The organism is Streptomyces sp. NPDC038213, assembly GCF_055600495.1.
On the sequence record NZ_JBVJYM010000004.1, the window covers coordinates 211,930 to 229,587 of the forward strand.

At 75.8% G+C, this 17,658-nt stretch carries 14 protein-coding genes; 7 read left to right on the forward strand and 7 right to left on the reverse strand.

Features of this window, described 5'->3' with window-relative positions; genetic code table 11:
* The first annotated feature begins 24 nt into the window (after positions 1-24).
* The 4 genes from ACZ7JZ_RS08250 (at position 25) to ACZ7JZ_RS08265 (ending at position 7,709) form a co-directional block, all read left to right on the forward strand.
* Entirely contained in the window at positions 25-1,791 is a 1,767-nt protein-coding gene (locus tag ACZ7JZ_RS08250; protein ID WP_470934630.1) for a glycoside hydrolase family 35 protein, read from the forward strand.
* Positions 1,792-2,236: 445 nt separating this feature from the next.
* On the forward strand, positions 2,237-5,746 hold the full coding sequence (locus ACZ7JZ_RS08255) for an endo-alpha-N-acetylgalactosaminidase family protein (protein ID WP_470934633.1): 3,510 nt from the start codon (positions 2,237-2,239) through the stop codon (positions 5,744-5,746).
* A gap of 95 nt (positions 5,747-5,841) precedes the next feature.
* On the forward strand, positions 5,842-7,173 hold the full coding sequence (locus ACZ7JZ_RS08260; protein ID WP_470934637.1) for a CapA family protein: 1,332 nt from the start codon (positions 5,842-5,844) through the stop codon (positions 7,171-7,173).
* Between the two features lie 44 nt (positions 7,174-7,217).
* On the forward strand, positions 7,218-7,709 hold the full coding sequence (locus tag ACZ7JZ_RS08265; protein WP_470934641.1) for a phosphatase domain-containing protein: 492 nt from the start codon (positions 7,218-7,220) through the stop codon (positions 7,707-7,709).
* A gap of 73 nt (positions 7,710-7,782) precedes the next feature.
* Here ACZ7JZ_RS08265 and ACZ7JZ_RS08270 read toward each other — a convergent pair whose 3' ends face one another.
* The gene (locus tag ACZ7JZ_RS08270) at positions 7,783-7,998 is read right to left on the reverse strand and encodes a dodecin (RefSeq protein WP_470934643.1); all 216 of its coding nucleotides are present in this window, start codon (positions 7,996-7,998) and stop codon (positions 7,783-7,785) included.
* A 287-nt stretch (positions 7,999-8,285) separates the two neighbouring features.
* Here ACZ7JZ_RS08270 and ACZ7JZ_RS08275 point away from each other — a divergent pair, with 287 nt between their 5' ends.
* The 3 genes from ACZ7JZ_RS08275 to ACZ7JZ_RS08285 all read left to right on the forward strand — a co-directional run bounded on the left by ACZ7JZ_RS08275 (position 8,286) and on the right by ACZ7JZ_RS08285 (position 11,601).
* The gene (locus ACZ7JZ_RS08275) at positions 8,286-9,542 is read left to right on the forward strand and encodes an extracellular solute-binding protein (RefSeq protein ID WP_470934646.1); all 1,257 of its coding nucleotides are present in this window, start codon (positions 8,286-8,288) and stop codon (positions 9,540-9,542) included.
* Between the two features lie 245 nt (positions 9,543-9,787).
* Positions 9,788-10,633 carry a GNAT family N-acetyltransferase gene (locus tag ACZ7JZ_RS08280; protein WP_470934649.1) on the forward strand — a complete coding sequence of 282 codons (846 nt, stop codon included), beginning with the start codon at positions 9,788-9,790 and terminating at the stop codon, positions 10,631-10,633.
* On the forward strand, positions 10,630-11,601 hold the full coding sequence (locus ACZ7JZ_RS08285) for a lysophospholipid acyltransferase family protein (protein WP_470934652.1): 972 nt from the start codon (positions 10,630-10,632) through the stop codon (positions 11,599-11,601). Before ACZ7JZ_RS08280 ends, ACZ7JZ_RS08285 begins: the two co-directional genes overlap by 4 nt.
* On the opposite strand, the gene egtD is transcribed toward ACZ7JZ_RS08285, so the two are convergent.
* From egtD to ACZ7JZ_RS08315, 6 genes are all read right to left on the reverse strand, one after another.
* On the reverse strand, positions 11,496-12,458 hold the full coding sequence (egtD, locus tag ACZ7JZ_RS08290) for an L-histidine N(alpha)-methyltransferase (RefSeq protein ID WP_470934655.1): 963 nt from the start codon (positions 12,456-12,458) through the stop codon (positions 11,496-11,498). The two genes, ACZ7JZ_RS08285 and egtD, sit on opposite strands and share 106 nt — an antisense overlap.
* Positions 12,455-13,213, reverse strand: a complete 759-nt coding sequence (egtC, locus tag ACZ7JZ_RS08295) for an ergothioneine biosynthesis protein EgtC (protein WP_470934658.1) — start codon at positions 13,211-13,213, stop codon at positions 12,455-12,457. The genes egtD and egtC overlap by 4 nt, the downstream gene beginning before the upstream one ends.
* A complete protein-coding gene (gene egtB / locus ACZ7JZ_RS08300) occupies positions 13,213-14,595 on the reverse strand; it encodes an ergothioneine biosynthesis protein EgtB (RefSeq protein ID WP_470934661.1) in 1,383 nt (460 codons plus the stop codon). Before egtB ends, egtC begins: the two co-directional genes overlap by 1 nt.
* Positions 14,592-15,893, reverse strand: a complete 1,302-nt coding sequence (egtA, locus tag ACZ7JZ_RS08305) for an ergothioneine biosynthesis glutamate--cysteine ligase EgtA (RefSeq protein WP_470934664.1) — start codon at positions 15,891-15,893, stop codon at positions 14,592-14,594. The genes egtB and egtA overlap by 4 nt, the downstream gene beginning before the upstream one ends.
* Before the next feature lie 349 nt (positions 15,894-16,242).
* Positions 16,243-16,683, reverse strand: coding sequence for a type II toxin-antitoxin system PemK/MazF family toxin (locus ACZ7JZ_RS08310; protein ID WP_470934667.1), 441 nt, complete (start codon positions 16,681-16,683; stop codon positions 16,243-16,245).
* Positions 16,684-16,840: 157 nt separating this feature from the next.
* A complete protein-coding gene (locus ACZ7JZ_RS08315) occupies positions 16,841-17,536 on the reverse strand; it encodes an alpha/beta fold hydrolase (RefSeq protein ID WP_470934670.1) in 696 nt (231 codons plus the stop codon).
* Positions 17,537-17,658 lie beyond the last annotated feature (122 nt).

Below are 17,658 nucleotides of genomic sequence, written 5' to 3' on the forward strand. Positions count from 1 at the left end.
CGCCAGGGGGCGAGGGTGGCCGGTGTGAGCGACTTCCGCGTGGGCGAGGACCACTTCGAACGGGACGGCGGGCCGGTACGGCTGCTGTCCGGGGCACTGCACTACTTCCGCGTGCACGAGGAGCACTGGCCGCACCGGCTGGCCGTGCTGCGGGCGATGGGGCTCGACTGCGTGGAGACGTACGTCCCGTGGAACCTCCACCAGCCGCACCCGGACACCCTGCACGACGTGGGGGCCGTCGGCCGCTTCCTGGCGGCCGTGCAGGAGGCCGGGATGCGGGCCCTCGTGCGGCCCGGCCCGTACATCTGCGCCGAATGGGACAACGGCGGGCTGCCGTACTGGGTGACCGGCCCGCTCGGCCGCCGGGTGCGCACCCGCGACCCCCGCTTCCTGCGCCTGGTCGGGGAGTGGTTCGACGTCCTGCTCCCGCAGATCGTGCCGTACCAGAGCGGCGGGCCCGGCGACGGGCCCGTCCTGATGGTGCAGGTGGAGAACGAGTACGGGTCCTACGGCTCCGACACGCAGTACCTGCACCGGCTGGCGGAGCTGCTGCGCGCCGGCGGGGTGACCGTACCCCTGTTCACCTCGGACGGACCCGAGGACCACATGCTCACCGGCGGCTCCCTGCCCGGGGTCCTGGCCACCGTCAACTTCGGCTCCCGGGCCGGGGAGGCCTTCGCGGCCCTGCGCCGGCACCGGCCCCGCGGCCCGCTCGTGTGCATGGAGTTCTGGTGCGGCTGGTTCGACCACTGGGGGGCCGAGCACACCGGGCGGGACGCTGCCGGGGCCGCCGCGACCCTGCGCGAGATCCTGGAGGCCGGCGCCTCCGTCAACCTGTACATGGCCCACGGCGGCACCAGCTTCGGCGGCTGGGCGGGGGCCAACCGGGGCGGGGCGCTGCACGAGGGGCCGCTGCTGGCCGGGACCACCTCCTACGACTACGACGCCCCCGTGGACGAACGCGGCCGCCCCACGGCCAAGTTCCACGCCTTCCGCGAGGTGCTGGCCCGGTACGCTTCCGGTCCCCTGCCCGAACTTCCCCCACATCCGCCCGAGTTGGAGGCACCGGTGGCGGCGGACCTGTCCGGATGGACCCCGCTCGACGCCGTACTCGAAGGACTCGGCGGACCCGAGACGGTCTCCGGCGACCCGCCGACCTTCGAGGAACTGGGCGTGGACCGCGGGCTGGTGCGCTACCGGGTGTCCGTGCCCGGCCCCCGGCAGCCCTACCCGCTGACCGTGGGCGGGCTGCGCGACCGCGCGGTCGTGTACGTGGACGGAGTGCGGGCCGGGATCCTGACCGAGGAGGACGCCGTGCTGCCCGAACCGGTCGCCGGACCGGCCGAGGTGGAGCTGTGGGCCGAATCCCTGGGCCGGGTCAACTACGGGCCCCGGCTCGGCGAGCCGAAGGGCCTCACCGGCGGGATCCGGCACGAGCGCCAGTACCTGCACGGGGTGCGCGCCCGCCCCCTGCGCCTGGACTCCTTCGACGGCCCCGCCGGGGCGGCCCGCGTCGCCGCCCTGCCCTCCGGTCCGCCGCCCGCGGACGGCCCGCCGGGGCTGTACCGGGGCACGGCCCGGGTCTCGGGCGCGGGGGACGCCACCGTCGAACTCCCGGGCTGGACCAGGGGGTTCGTGTGGGTGAACGGATTCTGCCTGGGCCGGTACTGGTCCGCCGGACCCCAGCAGGGCCTCTACCTCCCCGGCCCGGTGCTGCGCGAGGGGGCCAACGAGGTCTGGGTCCTCGAACTCGAGGGCGCCCCCGCGCCCCCCGCGGTCCGGCTGTCGTAGGCGGACCCGCGGGAGCCGCTCGCGCGCCCGGGCAGAGCCGCCGGGGCCTTGCGGGGGCCGCCGGGGGCCGTTGGGGGTCCTGCCTGGGCCGCCCGGGTCCTGCCGGGGCCGTCCGGCTCCCGGCCGGTCATGGACGTCTGGACGCCGGGGCCGGCCGCGCCCCGCCGTCTGCGCCGTCCCCGCCACCCCGTTGTCTCCGCCGCCCTGCCGCCTCCGCCGCACCTGCCTCCGCCGGGCCCCCGGCTGCGCCGCACCGGCCTGCGCCGGGCCCCCGGCCGGACCGCCCCCGCCCCCGCGTCCAGAAGTCCATGACCGGCCGCGGTTTTGTCCATGGGCCCGCCCGCGCCCGCCGGGCCAAGCTGGCTCGCCGGCGACACCACCGCACGCCCCGCACGTCCAACACCCCCGCACCCCCCGCCACAGCCGACGACTCCCGGGAGTACCCATGCGCACCCCCCGCCGTGCCGCGACGGCGGCGGCCGTTCTGACGGCCCCGCTGCTGGTCTGCCTCCCCGCGGCCTCCTCCGCCTCCCCGGCGCCCGCGCCAGCCGCCGGGGCCGGCGCGGCCGCCTTCCCCGCCCCGGCCTCCCTCCGCCCCGCATCCGCCGACTCGCCCGTCACCATCGCCTCCGCGGACCTGTCCGTCCGCGTGGACGCCGGCTTCCCCCGGGTGATCGGGTACACCCAGCGCGCCACCGGCGCGGTCCTCGACGGGAACGAGGACGTGCTGACCCGCATCCTGGTCAACGGCACCGCGTACACGCCCGAGGTGTCCTCCGCCGTCGCCGCCGACCGCGTCGACTACGCCCTGTCGTTCTCCGGGGTGGTCCTGCGGGCCCGGCTCTCGGTCAGCGGCTCCGTGCTGGAGTTCCGCGTCACCGCCGTCGAGGACACCCCGGCCCTGCGGGTGCGGACCCTGTCCGTCCCCGGGCACAACCTGGTCAGCGTCCGCAGCACCACCGCCGGGGCGGCCCTGGCCACCGCGCGGATGCACACCGCCACCACCGGCACGGGGGACACCTTCACGCAGGTGACCGGCAGCACCCCCGTGGACCCCGCCGCGACCAGCGTCATGTACGGACTGCTGTCCGCGGGCCGGCTGGCCGCCGCCGTGGACTCCAACTCGTACGAGGACCGGCCCGCCGGCGGCACCGCCCGCGAGAACGGCCGCATCGCCAAACAGGTGGTGGACAAGGGCGGTTACCGCCGCGCCGGACTGTGGAGCGGCGGCTGGGTCCACCGCGCCGAGGGCGCCGCGGACTCCGACACCGAACCCCTCCCGTACGCCCGCGTCGCCGTCACCGGGGACCGCAACGGCGACTCCGCCGCGGACTGGCAGGACGCCGCCGTCGCCTACCGCGACATCTGGACCCCGCCCACCGGCTGGCAGGACACCGCCGACCGCGTGGTCCAGCGCATCCCCTTCAACTTCGCCTCCCAGGCCACCCACCCCTTCGCCCAGACCCTCGACGAGACCAAGCGGGTCTTCCACGCCACCGACGGCCTCGGGCAGTTCGTCCTCCTCAAGGGCTACGCCTCCGAGGGCCACGACTCGGCCCACATGGACTACAAGGACATCGGCGCCAAACTCGGCGGCGCCGCCGCCCTGCGCACCCTGACCGGCTCCGGCCACGCCTACAACGCCGACTTCGGCGTGCACGTCAACGCCACCGAGGAGTACCCCGTCTCGGCCACCTTCGACCCCGCCCGGCACACCGGCGGGAAGGGCTGGGACTGGCTCGACCAGTCGTACTACGTGGACACCCGCAGGGACGGCCAGTCCGGCGACCGGCTGCGCAGGCTCCAGGACCTCAAGGCGGCCGCCCCCGGGCTCGACTTCCTGTACGTGGACGTCTGGTACGGCGACGGTTACGTCTCCCGCAGGCTCACCCGGGAGATCACCGGACTGGGCCTCCAGGTGGCCACCGAGTTCCCCGACTCCCTCACCGACCAGTCCCTGTGGCACCACTGGGCGGCGGACGTGGACTACGGCGGCAGCGACCACAAGGGCGTCAACTCCACCATCGCCCGGTTCATCGCCAACCACGCCAAGGACGACTGGATCGCCCGCCACCCCCTGCTCGGCGGCGCCGAGCTGGCCGCCTACGAGGGCTGGCAGGGGAAGAAGGACTTCACGGCCTTCCTGAAGACCACCTTCGGGGTCAACCTCCCGGCCAAGTTCCTCCAGCGCTCCCCGGTCGTGAAGTGGACGGCCGACACCGTCACCCTCGCCGACGGCACCGCCGTCACGAAGGCGGGCAACTCCCGCCGCATCACCAGCGGCGGCCGCACCGTCCTCGACGGCGGCGCCTACCTGCTGCCCCGGGACGGCAGGCTCTACCACTGGAACGCCGCGGGCGGCAGGACCGCGTGGACCCTCCCGCCCGGCTGGACGGCCCCCAAGCTCTACCGCCTCACCGACACCGGCCGCGTCCCCCTCCCCGACCCCGCCACGGCCGGCGGCACCGTCACCCTCGACGCCGCCGCCGGCACCGCGTACGTGCTCTACGACGGCGCCGCTCCCGCGGCCGCCGACCCCCGCTGGGGCGAGGGCACCCCGCTGAAGGACCCCGGCTTCTACGCCGGGAACCTCGCCGCCTGGACCGTCACCGGAGCCGGGGCCGCAGTGCTCCGCAATGCCCAGGGCCAGCAGGAGCTGACGGCCGCCGCGGGCACCGCGCCCCGGGTCGCGCAGACCATGACCGGCCTGGCCCCCGGCACGTACGCGGCCTCGGTGTGGGTCGCCACCCCCGCCGGGCGCCGCGCCGCCCTGACCGTCACCCCGGCAGGCGGCGCCCCCGCCACCGTCTACGCCGACTCCTCCCCGCTGGTCAACACCCTGGGCGGCAGCGAGAAGAACGGCACCAGGATGCAGCGGATGAAGGTGCACTTCGAGATCCCCGCGGGTGGTTCGGCCGCCACCCTCGAACTGTCCGCCGCCGCGGCCGGGGGCACCGTGTACTTCGACGAGGTGCAGGTCGTGCCCGCCGTCCGCACCCCCGCGGGCGGGCACTGGTTCGCCGAGGACTTCGAGAGCCCCGAGGCGGGCTGGGGGCCCTTCGTCCCGGGCGGCGCGGGCGGCGCCGCCACCGACCCCCGCACCCACGTCGCCCAGCGCAACGCCCCGTACACGCAGGCGGGTTGGAACGGCAAGCTCGTGGACGACGTCATCGGCGGCGGGAACTCGCTGAAGTCCCACGAGGAGCGGCCGGGCCTGGTCTACCGGACCCTCCCGCAGACCCTGCGCTTCACCCCGGGCCGCACCTACCGGGTGCAGTTCCGCTACGAGGCCGCCTTCGGCGACGACTACCGCTTCGTCACCGGCTCGGGCAGCGCCGAGACCGCCACCGCCCTCGGCCAGGCCCGTACGCCCACCTCCTTCACCGCGACCTTCACCGCCGGGGCCGACGCCTGGATCGGGATCCGCAAGGCCACGCCCGAGGGCTCGCACGACGAGGCCGACCTGATCCTGGACGACCTGGCCGTCGACGACCTGGGCGGCGGGGGCGGGGGCGAGGAACTCGTCCCGCAGTCGGCCGTGTCGGTGGCCTCCGTGGACAGCCAGGAGACCGCGAACGAGGACGGCCGGGCCTCCAACGTGCTCGACGGGGACCCGGCGACCATCTGGCACACCCGCTGGTCCACCGCCACGGACCCGCTGCCGCACCAGATCACCCTGGACCTGGGGGCCGCGTACCAGGTCTCCCGGCTGCTGTACCTGCCCCGCCAGAACCAGCGCAACGGGCGGATCGCCGCCTACGAGGTGTACACCTCGGCGGACGGGACGACCTGGGGCCCGGCCGCGGCGACCGGGACCTTCCCCGACACCGCGGCGCAGCAGGAGGTCGCCCTGACCCCGCGCACGGCCCGGTTCGTCCGCCTCCGGGCGCTCGGTGAGGCCGGGGGCAACCCCTGGACCTCGGCGGCCGAGCTGAACGTGGCGCACCGCCCCTGACCCGGGCCCGCCGCCGCGCAACCGGTACGGCCGCAATCCCGTCTCATCGGACGTACGTACGGATCCGGCGGGTCCGGGGAGCGGAAGGGCGGGGCATGGGAACCGAGGCGGCGGAGCCGGCCGGGGGAGCGGAAGCGGACGGCCGGGCGGGCCCGGCCGCGGGCACCGGTACGGGCAGCACGGGCAAGGCGGCGGCCGGGGGCCGGCGGCGTACGGCGGTCGCGGCGGCCGTCGCCGGCGCCGCCGTGCTCGCCGCGGCGGCCGCGGGCCTCCTGCTGCTCCCCGGGACCCCCGGCTCCGGCGACGAGGGCAGCGGACGCCTGGGGGCCGGCGGGGCCGGGGAGGGCCGGGAGTCCCGGGCCCCGTCCGAGGCCCCCGCGGGCCGCCCGTTCACGCTCGTCGCGACCGGCGACATCATCCCGTACCCGTCGATCATCGCGCGGGCCTCGCAGGACGCGCAGGAGGGGCCGGGCGGCGGGAGCCACGACTTCCGGCGGATCCTCGCGGGGGTGGCCCCGGTGGTCGGGGCCGCGGACCTGGCGCTGTGCCACCACGAGATACCGTACGGGCCGCCCGGCGGGCCCTACACCGGCTATCCGCTCTTCAAGGCCCCGCAGCAGCTCGCCGCCGCCCTCAAGGAGACCGGCTACGAGGGCTGTTCGACGGCCTCGAACCACACCCTCGACGCCGGGTACGAGGGCGTGGTCCGCACCCTCGACGGGCTGGACGCGGCCGGACTGCGGCACGTCGGCTCCGCCCGCAGCGCCGCCGAGGCGAAGGCCCCGGCCTGGTACGCGGCGGGCGGCGCGAAGGTGGCCCAGCTGTCGTACACCTACGGCACGAACGGCATCCCGCTCCCCGAGGGCAAACCGTGGGCGGTCAACCTGACCGACCCGGCCCGGATCATCGCCGACGCCCGCGCCGCGCGGAAGGCGGGGGCGCAGGTCGTCGTGCTCAGCATCCACTGGGGCACCGAGTGGCAGACCGCGCCCGACGCGGAGCAGCGCGCCCTGGCCCGCACCCTGACCGCCGCCCGCACCGGCGGGCTCCCGGACATCGACCTCGTCCTCGGCACGCACAACCACGTCCCGCAGCCCTACGAGAAGATCGGCGGCACCTGGGTCGTGTACGGGATGGGCGACCAGGTCGCCAGCTTCGTCCCGGCCGACAAGCGGCGGGGCAACGAGTCCTCGATCCCGCGGTTCACCTTCGCACCCTCCCCGGAGCACCCCGGGCGCTGGACGGTCGCCAAGGCCGAATTCCTCACCCAGTACTCGGACATGGGCCCGCCGTTCCGGGTGGTGTGCGCCTCCTGCCCGGCCCCGGCGGGCAAGCGGGAGGAGTACGCGGCCGTCGACCGCCGGGTCGCGGAGGCGGTCCTCTCGCGGGGCGCGGCCGCCCAGGGGCTGACCCGCGCCACGCGGTGAGCCGTCCTGCCGGCGTTGTCGGCGGCCGTGCCTACGCTGCCGCCATGAGCGATGACAGCAGACGGCCGCTGGCCGTGTTCGACCTCGACGGGACCCTGGCCGACACCGCGCACCGGCAGCACTTCCTGGAGGGGAGGCCCCGGGACTGGGCCGGGTTCTTCGGGGCGGCCCCGCAGGACCCCCCGCTGGAGCGCGGGGTGCGGATGGCCGTGGACAGCGGGGCCGAGTGCGAGGTCGTGTACCTGACCGGGCGTCCGGAGCGATGCCGGGCCGACACCCTGGCCTGGCTGGAGGCGCACGGGCTGCCGCAGGGCCGGGTGTGGATGCGCGCCAACCACGACCGCAGGCCCGCCCGGGTCACCAAGCTGGAGGTGCTGGGGCGCATCGCGCGCGGGCGCGAGGTGCGGATGCTGGTGGACGACGACGAGCTGGTCTGCGCGGCGGCGCGGGCGGCCGGGTACCGGGTGGTGCGCGCCGACTGGGCGGCGGCCTCGGCGGAGCTGAAGGACGCGCAGGAGCGCGAGGGGCGCACCTGAGGCGACCGCGGCCGGGGGCCGCACCCCGGGGCTCCGGCCTGCGGAGTCCCCGGGCGCGGCGCCGGCGGCCGGGTCAGTCCTCCGCGTCGAGGCGGAAGCCCACCTTCAGGCCGACCTGGTAGTGCGCGATCCGCCCGTCCTCGATGTGCCCGCGGACCTGCGTGACCTCGAACCAGTCGAGGTTGCGCAGGGTCTGCGCGGCCCGCTCGATGCCGTTGCGGACGGCCTGGTCGGTGCTCTCGGTCGAGGTGCCCACGATCTCGGTCACGCGGTAGGTGTGGTTCGACATGCGACGCTCCAGGGTCGGCGGTGCAGGGCGTGTTCCCTTGCCCGGGGGGCTGGAGTCCACGGTGCCGCACCCTCCCCGGGTCCGCGCGGTGTCGGGGGTGCGACGGGCCGGGCGATCCGCCACATGGGTGAGTTGCGCCACGATCGCAGCGGTTGGCCCCAATTGCCCTGTGTTGGGAGGGGGCCGGGTGGGGTTTCTGTGAAGAAAGTCTGCGCATCCCCCCTTGACCGGGGCATTGGTCCATGCCAATTTCAAGCCATCTGCGATCTACCCCGAAGGTGACATTCGTGAAGAAGCGCTTCTTTGGCGTGCCCGCGGCCATCCTGGCCGCAACGGCCCTGACGGCCTGCGGCCAGCTTCCCGGCTCGGACGGCGGGAGCACGAAGGTCACCGTGTGGCTGATGAAGGGCAGCGCCTCGGACCAGTTCCTCGCCCGCTTCTCGGAGACCTTCGAGCGCGAACACGAGGACATCGACCTGGACATCCGGATCCAGGAGTGGACCGGCATCGTGGACAAGGTCAACGGGGTGCTCGACGGCAAGGAGTCCGCCGACGTCGTCGAGGTGGGCAACACCCAGGTCGCCCAGTACGCCGAGCGGGGCGGGCTCAGCGAGCTGACCCTGGAGGCGCTGCGCGACTGGGGCGGCCGCGACTGGCTGAAGGGCCTCGCCGAGCCCGGCAGCATCAACGGGGCCCAGTACGGCATCCCCTGGTACGCCGCCAACCGCGTGGTGATCTACAACAAGGACCACTTCAAGGAAGCCGGCATAGCCGAGGCCCCCCGCAGCCGCGACGAGTGGATCGAGGCGACCAAGAGCCTCGACAAGAACGGCAAGCAGGGCATCTACCTGGCCGGACAGAACTGGTACGTGCTGGCCGGATTCATCTGGGACGAGGGCGGCGACCTCGCCGTCGAGGGCGCCGGCCAGTGGAACGGCGCGCTCGACTCCCCGCAGGCCCTCAAGGGCATGAAGTTCTACCAGGAGCTCCAGGCCCTCGGCGACGGCCCCAAGGACGCCGACGAGGAGAACCCGCCGCAGGCCGAGGTGTTCGCCCGCGGGGACGTGGCCCAGATCATCGCCCCGCCCGGGCAGGTCGCCGCCATCGAGCAGGCCAACCCCGAACTCCGCGGCAAGCTGGGCTTCTTCCCCATCCCGGGCAAGACGGCCGCCAAGCCGGGCGCGGTGTTCACCGGCGGCTCCGACCTGATCATCCCGGAGGGCACGGCCAACCGTAAGGCCGCCCTCGCCGTGGTCAGCGCGCTCGTCAGCGAGAAGTGGCAGACCGAGCTCGCCCGCGCGATGAGCTACGTGCCCAACAAGACCACCCTCGCGCACGTGGTCTCCGGCAACGAGGGCGCCGCCACCATGGCCGAGGGCGCCGCCCAGGGCCGCGCCACCCCCAAGTCCGCCCGCTGGGCGGAGGTCGAGGCGAACAACCCGATCAAGCCGTACATGACGGCCGTACTCACCGGGACCGACCCGCAGAAGGCCGCCAAGGAGGCCTCCGCGGTGATCACGAAGGTGCTCAGCGCGGACCGCTGACCCGGACCGTCGACCCGGACCGTCGCACCGCACCTGCGGCCCGTACGGCAGCCCCGGCTGCCGTACGGGCCGCAGGCGCGCGCGGGCGCGCAGGGGTGCGTACGGGGCCCGAACCGGGCATTCAGCATCCCCACATCCCCGGGCCCCCGGCCCGACACGTCGAATCCAGCCGGCAGCGGGAGAAGTGGGGTGCCGGGCCGCACCGCAGCGGCCCCGGCGCCCACGCGTCCGGAACTGGAGCCGCCATGAGCATCGCGCCCCCGACCCCCGCACCCGTCCCCGCCGCCCTGCGCCCCGCCGCCGTCGCCCCCGCACCGGCCGCCTCCCCCGCGCCCGCATCCGCACCCGTCCCCGCCGCCCGCTACACCGTCCGGCTCGCCCGGAACGAGGAGGAGGTGCGCGCCGCCCAGCGGCTGCGCCACCGGGTCTTCGCCGGGGAGCTCGGCGCCCGCCTCGACGGGCCCGAGCCCGGTCTCGACTCCGACGCCTTCGACGCGTACTGCGACCACCTCCTCGTCCTCGACGAGGAGCGCGCCGAGGTCGTCGGCACCTACCGGCTGCTGCCGCCCGAGCGGGCGGCCGTCGCCGGACGGCTCTACTCTGAGGGCGAGTTCGACCTCGCCGCCCTCGCCCCGATCCGCTCCGACCTGGTCGAACTGGGCCGCTCCTGCGTCCACTCCGACCACCGCAACGGCGCCGTGATCGCCCTCATCTGGGCCGGGCTGGCCCGCTACATGGAGCGCAGCGGCCACGAGTGGCTCGCCGGCTGCTGCTCCGTACCGCTCGCCGACGGCGGGGCCCTGGCCGCCGCCACCCGGGAGACCGTCCTCGCCCGCCACCTCGCCCCGGCCGGGTACCGGGTCACCCCGCACCGCCCCTGGCAGCCGCCCGCGGGCGCCGCCACCGGACCCCGGAGCGCCGCCGAACTCCCCCCGCTGCTGCGCGGCTACCTGCGGCTCGGCGCCTGGGTCTGCGGAGAGCCCGCGCACGACGTGGAGTTCGGCGTCGCCGACCTGTACGTCCTGCTCTCGCTGCGCCGGGCCAACCCCCGCTACCTGCGCCACTTCCTCGCCCTCGCCCCGGCCGCATGAGCACCTGGCTGCCCGCCGCGCCCTGCACCCCCGGGGCCTGTGCGGTCCACGAGGGGGCGGCCGCGGGCGCGCCCCGGGCCGTGCTGCGGCTGGCCGCCCTGGCCGTGGCTGCCCTCGCGGGTGCGGCCTGCTTCCCACTGGTCCGGCTGCTCCCGCCGGGCCCCCGCTCGGCCGTCGTCCGCACCTGGTGCAGGCTGCTCGTACGCTCCCTCGGCGTCCGGACCGAGGTCCACGGGCAGGCGGGCCCGCCCGGCGGCCGGCTCGTGGTGGCCCGGCACATCTCCTGGCTGGACGTGCCGCTGGTGGCGGCCGCCCTGCCGAGCCGGATGCTCGCCAAGAGCGAGGTCCGCCGCTGGCCGGTGCTCGGCGCGCTCGCCGCCCTGGCCGGCACCCTGTTCATCGAACGGGACCGGATCCGGGCCCTGCCCGCGACCGTGGCCGCCCTCGCCGCGGCCCTGCGCGCCGGGTCGCGGGTGACCGTGTACCCGGAGGGCAGCACCTGGTGCGGCCGGGCGCACGGCCGGTTCCGCCCCGCGGCCTTCCAGGCGGCCCTGGACGCGGGGGTGCCCGTACAGCCGGTGCACATCGGCTACCGCCTGCCGGACGGCACTCTCGCCGCGGCCCCCGCCTTCGTCGGCGACGACCCGCTCGCGGCCTCGCTGTGGCGGATCGCGCGGGCCCGCGGGATCACCGCCGAGGTCCGCCTGCTGCCCCGCATCCCGCCGGGCCGCCACCCGGACCGCCGGTCCCTGGCCCGGGCAGCCCAGCTGGCGGCCACCGGCGGCGGTCCGGCGGGATCCGGGGCGCGGACCGGCACGGAGACCGGCGCCGGGACCGGCCCGGCAACCGTTCCGCGGACCGGTCAGGAAGCCGTCGCCAGGGAGAGCGCGAAGCGCCCCGCCCGGTCCGTCCACCACTCGGCGAGCTCCAGCCCGGCCGCCGCCAGTTCCGCCCGCACCCCCTCCTGACGGAACTTCGCCGACACCTCCGTACGGATCTCCTCGCCCGCCGCGAACGGCACCACCAGGTCCAGCGCGCGGATCTTCACGTTCGCCTCCTGGCGCGCCCGCAGCCGCATCTCGATCCACTCCTCCTCGCGGTTCCACACGGCCACGTGGTCGAAGGCGTACGCCCCGAAGTCCGCGTCGAGCTCCCGGTCGATCACCGACAGCACGTTGAGGTTGAACCGGGCCGTCACCCCCTGCGCATCGTCGTACGCGGCCACGAGCACCTCCTCGTCCTTGACCAGGTCGGTGCCCAGCAGCAGGGCGTCCCCGGGCGAGAGCATCCCGCGGACCGCCGCCAGGAAGGCGGCCCGCTCCGCGGGCAGCAGGTTCCCGATGGTCCCGCCGAGGAAGACCACCAGCCGCGGACCGGGGGAGTCCGGCAGCACCAGCGGCCGGGTGAAGTCGGCGACCACCGCGTGGACGCGCAGCGCGGGGTGCGCCTCCAGGAGGGTCTCCGCAGCCCCCTCCAGCGCGCTCTCGCTGACGTCCACCGGCACGTACAGGTCCAGCGCGGGCAGGGCGTCGATCAGGTGCCGGGTCTTCTCCGAGGAGCCGGATCCCAGCTCGACCAGGGTCCGCGCCCCGCTCGCGGCGGCTATCTCACCGGCCCGTTCGAGCAGGATCTCCCGCTCGGCCCGGGTCGGGTAGTACTCGGGCAGCCGGGTGATCTCCTCGAACAGCTCGCTGCCGGCGGCGTCGTAGAACCACTTCGGCGGCAGCTCCTTCGGGTGCCGGGTCAGTCCGTGCAGCACGTCGGCGCGCAGCGCGGATTCGGCGGAGGTCCCGTCGAGGGTGCGGGTCAGCTGGAAACGGCTCACGGGGTGGGCTCCTTGAGCGGGGTGAGGGTCACGGCGGTACGGGTGGCGGTCAGCAGGGTGCGGTCGGGGACCCCGGTCCAGCGGACGTCCTCGTCGTAGGGCTCGGAGGCGACCACGACCCGGCCGGCCTCCGGATCGGACAGGTACCAGAGGGTGTCGCCCCAGGCGGTCGCGGCGAGCGTCTTCCCATCGGTCAGCAGCAGGTTCAGCCGGGACCCCGGCGCCGCACCGGCCAGCTCCCGCACCGGCTCGGCCAGGGCGGTCCCGGGATCGTCCCCGGCCCGCAGCCGGCGCAGCACCAGGGCCCACACCAGCGCCGAATCGGTACGGGCCGCCAGCCGCAGCAGCTCGGCCGGGGACAGCTGCGCCGCCGCCCCGGCCACCGCGTCCGGCCAGCCCCGCACGGCCCCGTTGTGGCTGAACAGCCACCGGTCCTCGGCGAAGGGCGCGGCGGCGGCCTCCCCGTCGGCCCCCGGCTCGGTCGCGTCGCGCACGGCGGCCAGCAGGGCCCCGCTGCGCACCACGCGCACCAGGTCGGCGAAGGACGGGTCGCCCCAGACGGGCACGGCCCGGCGGTAGCGGCCCGGCACCGGATCGCCCGGCGCGTACCAGCCCACGCCGAACCCGTCGGCGTTCACCGTGCCGTACCGCTGGTGGCGCGGCGCCCACGACTGCCGCAGCAGGCCGTGCGCGGGCTCCGTCAGCAGCCGGGACATCGGCACGGACGGCCCCAGATAGGCGAGGTGACGGCACATTAGGCATCCCTCGCGGTCCGGAAGCCGGAGAAGATCTGCCGGCGCACGGGCAGGTCCCAGTTGCGGAAGGTGCCCCGGCAGGCCACCGGGTCCACCGCGAAGGAGCCGCCGCGCAGCACCTTGTGCTCCGGCCCGAAGAACACCTCCGAGTACTCCTTGTACGGGAAGGCCCGGAAGCCGGGGTACGGCTCGAAGTCGCTGGCCGTCCACTCCCACACGTCGCCGATCAACTGCCGCACCCCCAGCGGGGAGGCGCCGCGGGCGTAGCTGCCCGCCGGGGCGGGGCGCAGGTGCCGCTGGCCCAGGTTGGCGTGGTCCGGGGTCGGGTCCGCGTCACCCCAGGGGTAGCGCAGGGAGCGCCCGGACGCCGGGTCGTGGCGGGCGGCCTTCTCCCACTCGGCCTCCGTGGGCAGCCGCCGGCCGCTCCAGCGGGCGAAGGCGTCGGCCTCGTACCAGCTCACGTGCAGTACGGGCTCGGCGGGCGGCACCGCCTCCGTGACGCCGAACCGGCGCCGCACCCACTCCCCGGCCTCGCGGCGCCAGAACAGCGGCGCCGCGATGCCCGTGCGCCGCACCTGCTCCCAGCCCTCCGGGGCCCACAGGCGCGGGTCCCGGTAGCCGCCCTGGGCCATGAACTCCAGGTACGCGGCATTGGTCACCGGCACGGTGTCGATCCAGAACGGGGCCAGGTCCCTTACGTGCGCGGGCCGTTCGTTGTCCAGCGACCAGGGCTCGGTGGAGGTACCCATGGTGAACGGGCCTCCGGGCACGAGGACTTCGGCCGCCTGCACCGGCGGTCCGGGCGGGGGGTCGGGAGTCGGGGCGGTGAGCACCGGGGCACCCGTACGCAGCTGATGGGTGATCAGCATCGTCTCGTCGTGCTGCTGTTCGTGCTGCGCGATCATCCCGAAGGCGTAGCCGTCGGCCAGCAGGCCGCCGCCCTCGTCCGCCGGGCCGAACGGGACGCGCTCCAGCAGGTCGAAGACCCGGCCGCGGACCTCGGCGGCGTAGCGGCGGGCCTCGCCGGGCGCCAGGAGCGGCAGTGACGGCCGCTCGGCGCGCGGGTGCTCGAAGGCGTCGTACAGCGGGTCGATCTCGGGGTGCATGGGCTCACGGCCGCCCACCCGGCGCAGCAGCCAGAGCTCCTCCATGTTCCCGATGTGGGCGAGGTCCCACACCAGCGGGGACATCAGGGGGGAGTGCTGGGCCGTCAGCTCGGGGTCCGGGACGCAGTCGGTCAGCGCCGCCGTGCGGGCGCGCGCGGCGGTCAGGGCGGCCAGCGCCCGCTCCCGCAGGCCCGGGGCCGGCCCCGGGGGGCCGGGGGCCGGCTCCTGCGGCGCGGCGGGCTGCCGCAGCGGCTCCGGGGCCGGTGCGCCGCTCATGCCCCGGCCTCCGTCCCGGCAGCCGTGCGGCGCGCCCCGTAGCGCTCGTCGTAGCGGTCGTCCGCCGGACAGCGGCCCCGCAGGGTGTAGCGGTCCGCGAAGGCCGCGACCGTGGCGGTCAGCCGCGGGGAGGCGCCGAGCCGGGGCAGGGCCCCGGCGGCGGCGCGGAAGCACACCTCGGCGGCGGCCCGCAGCACCGGGTCGGCGAGCCCCTGCCGGGCCGCGGTCAGCCACAGGGAGTTGCGCGGGGCGGGCCCCCTGCCCGCCCGGCCGTTCAGGTCCTCGGCCGTGCGGTACGCGATCTCCGAGGCCTCCGGGTCGTCGAACAGGGCCGCCGTCACCGCCACCGGCACCATCCACCCGTCCGCCCCCGGCTGCGCGTCGATCATGCGCAGTTCGAGGTGGCCGCGGGGGCGCACCGGCGGGAAGAGGGTGGTGAGGTGGTAGTCGAGGTCCTCGCGGGTGGGCCGGCCCGGCGCCCCGGTGCGCACCCACTCCCGGAACGTCAGCCCGCGGGGCACCTCCCACGGCCGCCCCTCCGGGGTGCGGATGCACATCACGTCGGTGTCGAGCACGTGCCGCGTCCAGGCCTCCCGCGGCTCGTCCGCCAGCGGCGGGGCGAGCGTGCGGTGGCCGTCGAGGTCGGCCCACACCCCCTGGCGGGCGGACCGCCAGCCCGCGTAGGGGCCGGAGAAGGAGGGGGAGTTGGCGAAGGCCGCGACCAGCACCGGGCCGAGCAGGTGGGCCAGCCGCCAGCGCCGCGCGTACCCGTGCGTGCCGGGCTGCTCGTACCCGGCGTCGAGGCAGACCTGCACGGAGGCCGAGGAGCACATCATCCAGCGCCCGGCGGCCCCGGTGCGGTCGAAGAAGGCCTCCATGGCCTGGTAGCGGGGGTGCTGGAGGAAGCGGCGGGGACCGCCCTGCCGGGGGTCGCACCCGAGCCCGTGGAGGGCGAGGCCGCGGGTCCGCAGGGCGGCCCGGACGGCGGTGAGGTCGGAGTCGAGCCCCTCGACGCACTCGGTGACGGAGGCGGCGGGCTGCGAGCTGAGTTCGAGCTGCCCACCGGGTTCGACGGTGAGCCGGGACTGCAGGGAGAGCCGCTCCACCGCGGCGTGCGCGGCTTCCAGGCGGTCGGGCGGTACGGGCTGCGCGGGATCTTCCGTGTCGTAGACGAGCCATTCGAGTTCCGCTCCGGTGGACCGCGGCGGGCCTGTCTTGAAACAGATGCCGTGGATGAGCGCCTCGACCTCCGGCTCGGTGACTGCGAGGGCGTGGCTGCCGAGCAACTCCTGTGGCATGGCCGGATCCTCCGTGTCGACGCCGTGACCGCACCACTGAACCGGTGCGCAGGACCCCCGGCAAGATCCCTTTTCGCCAAGGATCGTCCGGCGAAGGGCGTTTCGGGGCGCAGGAACGAATCTCGGCCTTCGGCTGCTCCATGGTTTCGAAGCCGGGGCGCGGACGGCGCACCGCCCGCACCGGCCGCGGCGGACGCCCCGGCCTGCCCCCAGCATAAAACCGGACACTCCAGACACAACCGGTGGAGCGCGCCCGCCGCCCGCAGCGCGCCCCGGGGCGGCCGCACCGTGCCCGCCCGTACCGTGCTCGGAAACGCCCGTACGGCGTCGAGGAGCGCCCGTACGCCGTTCAGGACCAGCCGTACCGCTCCCGCAGCCGCCCCGCGACCAGGTCGAAGCGGCGCCGGTCCAGCGCGCAGGCCTCCCGGCGCATCCCCGCCTCGTGCACCCGCAGCACCCGGTCGAGGTCCACCCAGGAGTCCCGGCCCGCCGCGTCCCACGGCCCCGCGCCCAGCGGCACCCACTCGCGGTCGCGGTCGTGCCGCTTGCTGGACAGCTGCACCGCCAGCACGGTCCCGGCGGGCTCCCGGGCCACGACGAGGACCGGCCGGTCCTTGCCCCGCCCGTCGTTCTCCTCGTACGGGACGAAGGTCCACACGATCTCGCCCGGATCCGGGTCCCCGTCGGGGTCGGGCGCGTACGTCATGTGCACGGGGCCGATCGAGAACGGCTCGACCTCGGTGGTGGCGGCGGCGCCCAGGCGCCCCGGCTCGTCCAGTGAACTCGTCATTGCGCCACGCTACGCCGTCCTGGCGGGCCGTCGGCCGCACCGGCGCCCGGCTGCGCTGCGGGCAGCCGGGCGCCGGGCCGAATCCGGCGGTGGTACGGGCGGGCCGGCACGTTGACCGGCGGGCGGACCCGGCGCAGCCCCCGGGGGCGGGACGGGCTCAGACCCAGCCCTCCAGGGAGGCCATGAACCCGTCGAAGTCGTCCCGGTGCACCGTGTGCCCGGCCCCCGGCACCGTCCGCACCTCGAAACCGCGCTCCGCCAGCAGCGCCGCCGACTCCCCGGAGATCAGGAAGCTCGGATCGGCCAGCTGCACCAGCGACGGCACCGCCGGCCGCTGCGGCAGCAGGTCCGCACCGGCCAGGGCGGCCAGTCCGAGCGCCGAGGCCTCGTCCCAGACGGCGAGGGTCTGGAGCTCCACCGCCACGTCGGCCTCCTCCCAGCGCGGGTTCAGCGCGGCCACCTGCTCCCGTCCCGCCTGCTTGAAGCCGGCGAACAGCCCGGGGTCGACCTCCTCGCCCAGACCGCCGAAGTGCCAGGCCGGGTCCGAGTACACGGCCCGCGCCGGCCGCAGCCGCTCGACGGCGAGCGACAGGGCCAGCCCGCCGAGCGAGTGCCCGAGGGCCAGCTCCGCGCCCTCCGGCAGGGTCTCCGCCAGGTCGTCCGCGAAGTGCCCGGGGGTGTACTCCCCGCGCCCGCTGGCCCCGTGGCCGCGCAGGTCGACGGCGATCACGCGGTAGCCGAGCGCGGCCAGCGCCGGACCCACCCGCCGCCAGGTGCGGTGGTCGGACATGATGCCGTGGACGAGGAGGGCGGTGCGGTCGCCCTCTCCCCAGGTGCGGGTGTGCAGCTGCACTGCGGTGTGCCTTCCTGTGGTCCGCCGGGGCGCGGGACGCGCACGGGCGGGGTGGACCGGTCGGTTGGATGGTCGAGGGTCGTGGTCGTGGTGGTGGTGGTCATGGTGGTGGTGGTCGGGCG

What these genes read in the sequence shown, in the direction of transcription:
- ACZ7JZ_RS08255 (WP_470934633.1), top strand. Translation starts at nt 2,237, where the DNA reads ATGCGCACCCCCCGCCGTGCCGCGACGGCGGCGGCCGTTCTGACGGCC.
- ACZ7JZ_RS08260 (WP_470934637.1), top strand. Translation starts at nt 5,842, where the DNA reads ATGGGAACCGAGGCGGCGGAGCCGGCCGGGGGAGCGGAAGCGGACGGC.
- ACZ7JZ_RS08265 (WP_470934641.1), top strand. Translation starts at nt 7,218, where the DNA reads ATGAGCGATGACAGCAGACGGCCGCTGGCCGTGTTCGACCTCGACGGG.
- ACZ7JZ_RS08270 (WP_470934643.1), bottom strand. Translation starts at nt 7,998, where the DNA reads ATGTCGAACCACACCTACCGCGTGACCGAGATCGTGGGCACCTCGACC.
- ACZ7JZ_RS08280 (WP_470934649.1), top strand. Translation starts at nt 9,788, where the DNA reads ATGAGCATCGCGCCCCCGACCCCCGCACCCGTCCCCGCCGCCCTGCGC.
- ACZ7JZ_RS08285 (WP_470934652.1), top strand. Translation starts at nt 10,630, where the DNA reads ATGAGCACCTGGCTGCCCGCCGCGCCCTGCACCCCCGGGGCCTGTGCG.
- egtC (WP_470934658.1), bottom strand. Translation starts at nt 13,213, where the DNA reads ATGTGCCGTCACCTCGCCTATCTGGGGCCGTCCGTGCCGATGTCCCGG.
- egtB (WP_470934661.1), bottom strand. Translation starts at nt 14,595, where the DNA reads ATGAGCGGCGCACCGGCCCCGGAGCCGCTGCGGCAGCCCGCCGCGCCG.
- egtA (WP_470934664.1), bottom strand. Translation starts at nt 15,893, where the DNA reads ATGCCACAGGAGTTGCTCGGCAGCCACGCCCTCGCAGTCACCGAGCCG.
- ACZ7JZ_RS08310 (WP_470934667.1), bottom strand. Translation starts at nt 16,683, where the DNA reads ATGACGAGTTCACTGGACGAGCCGGGGCGCCTGGGCGCCGCCGCCACC.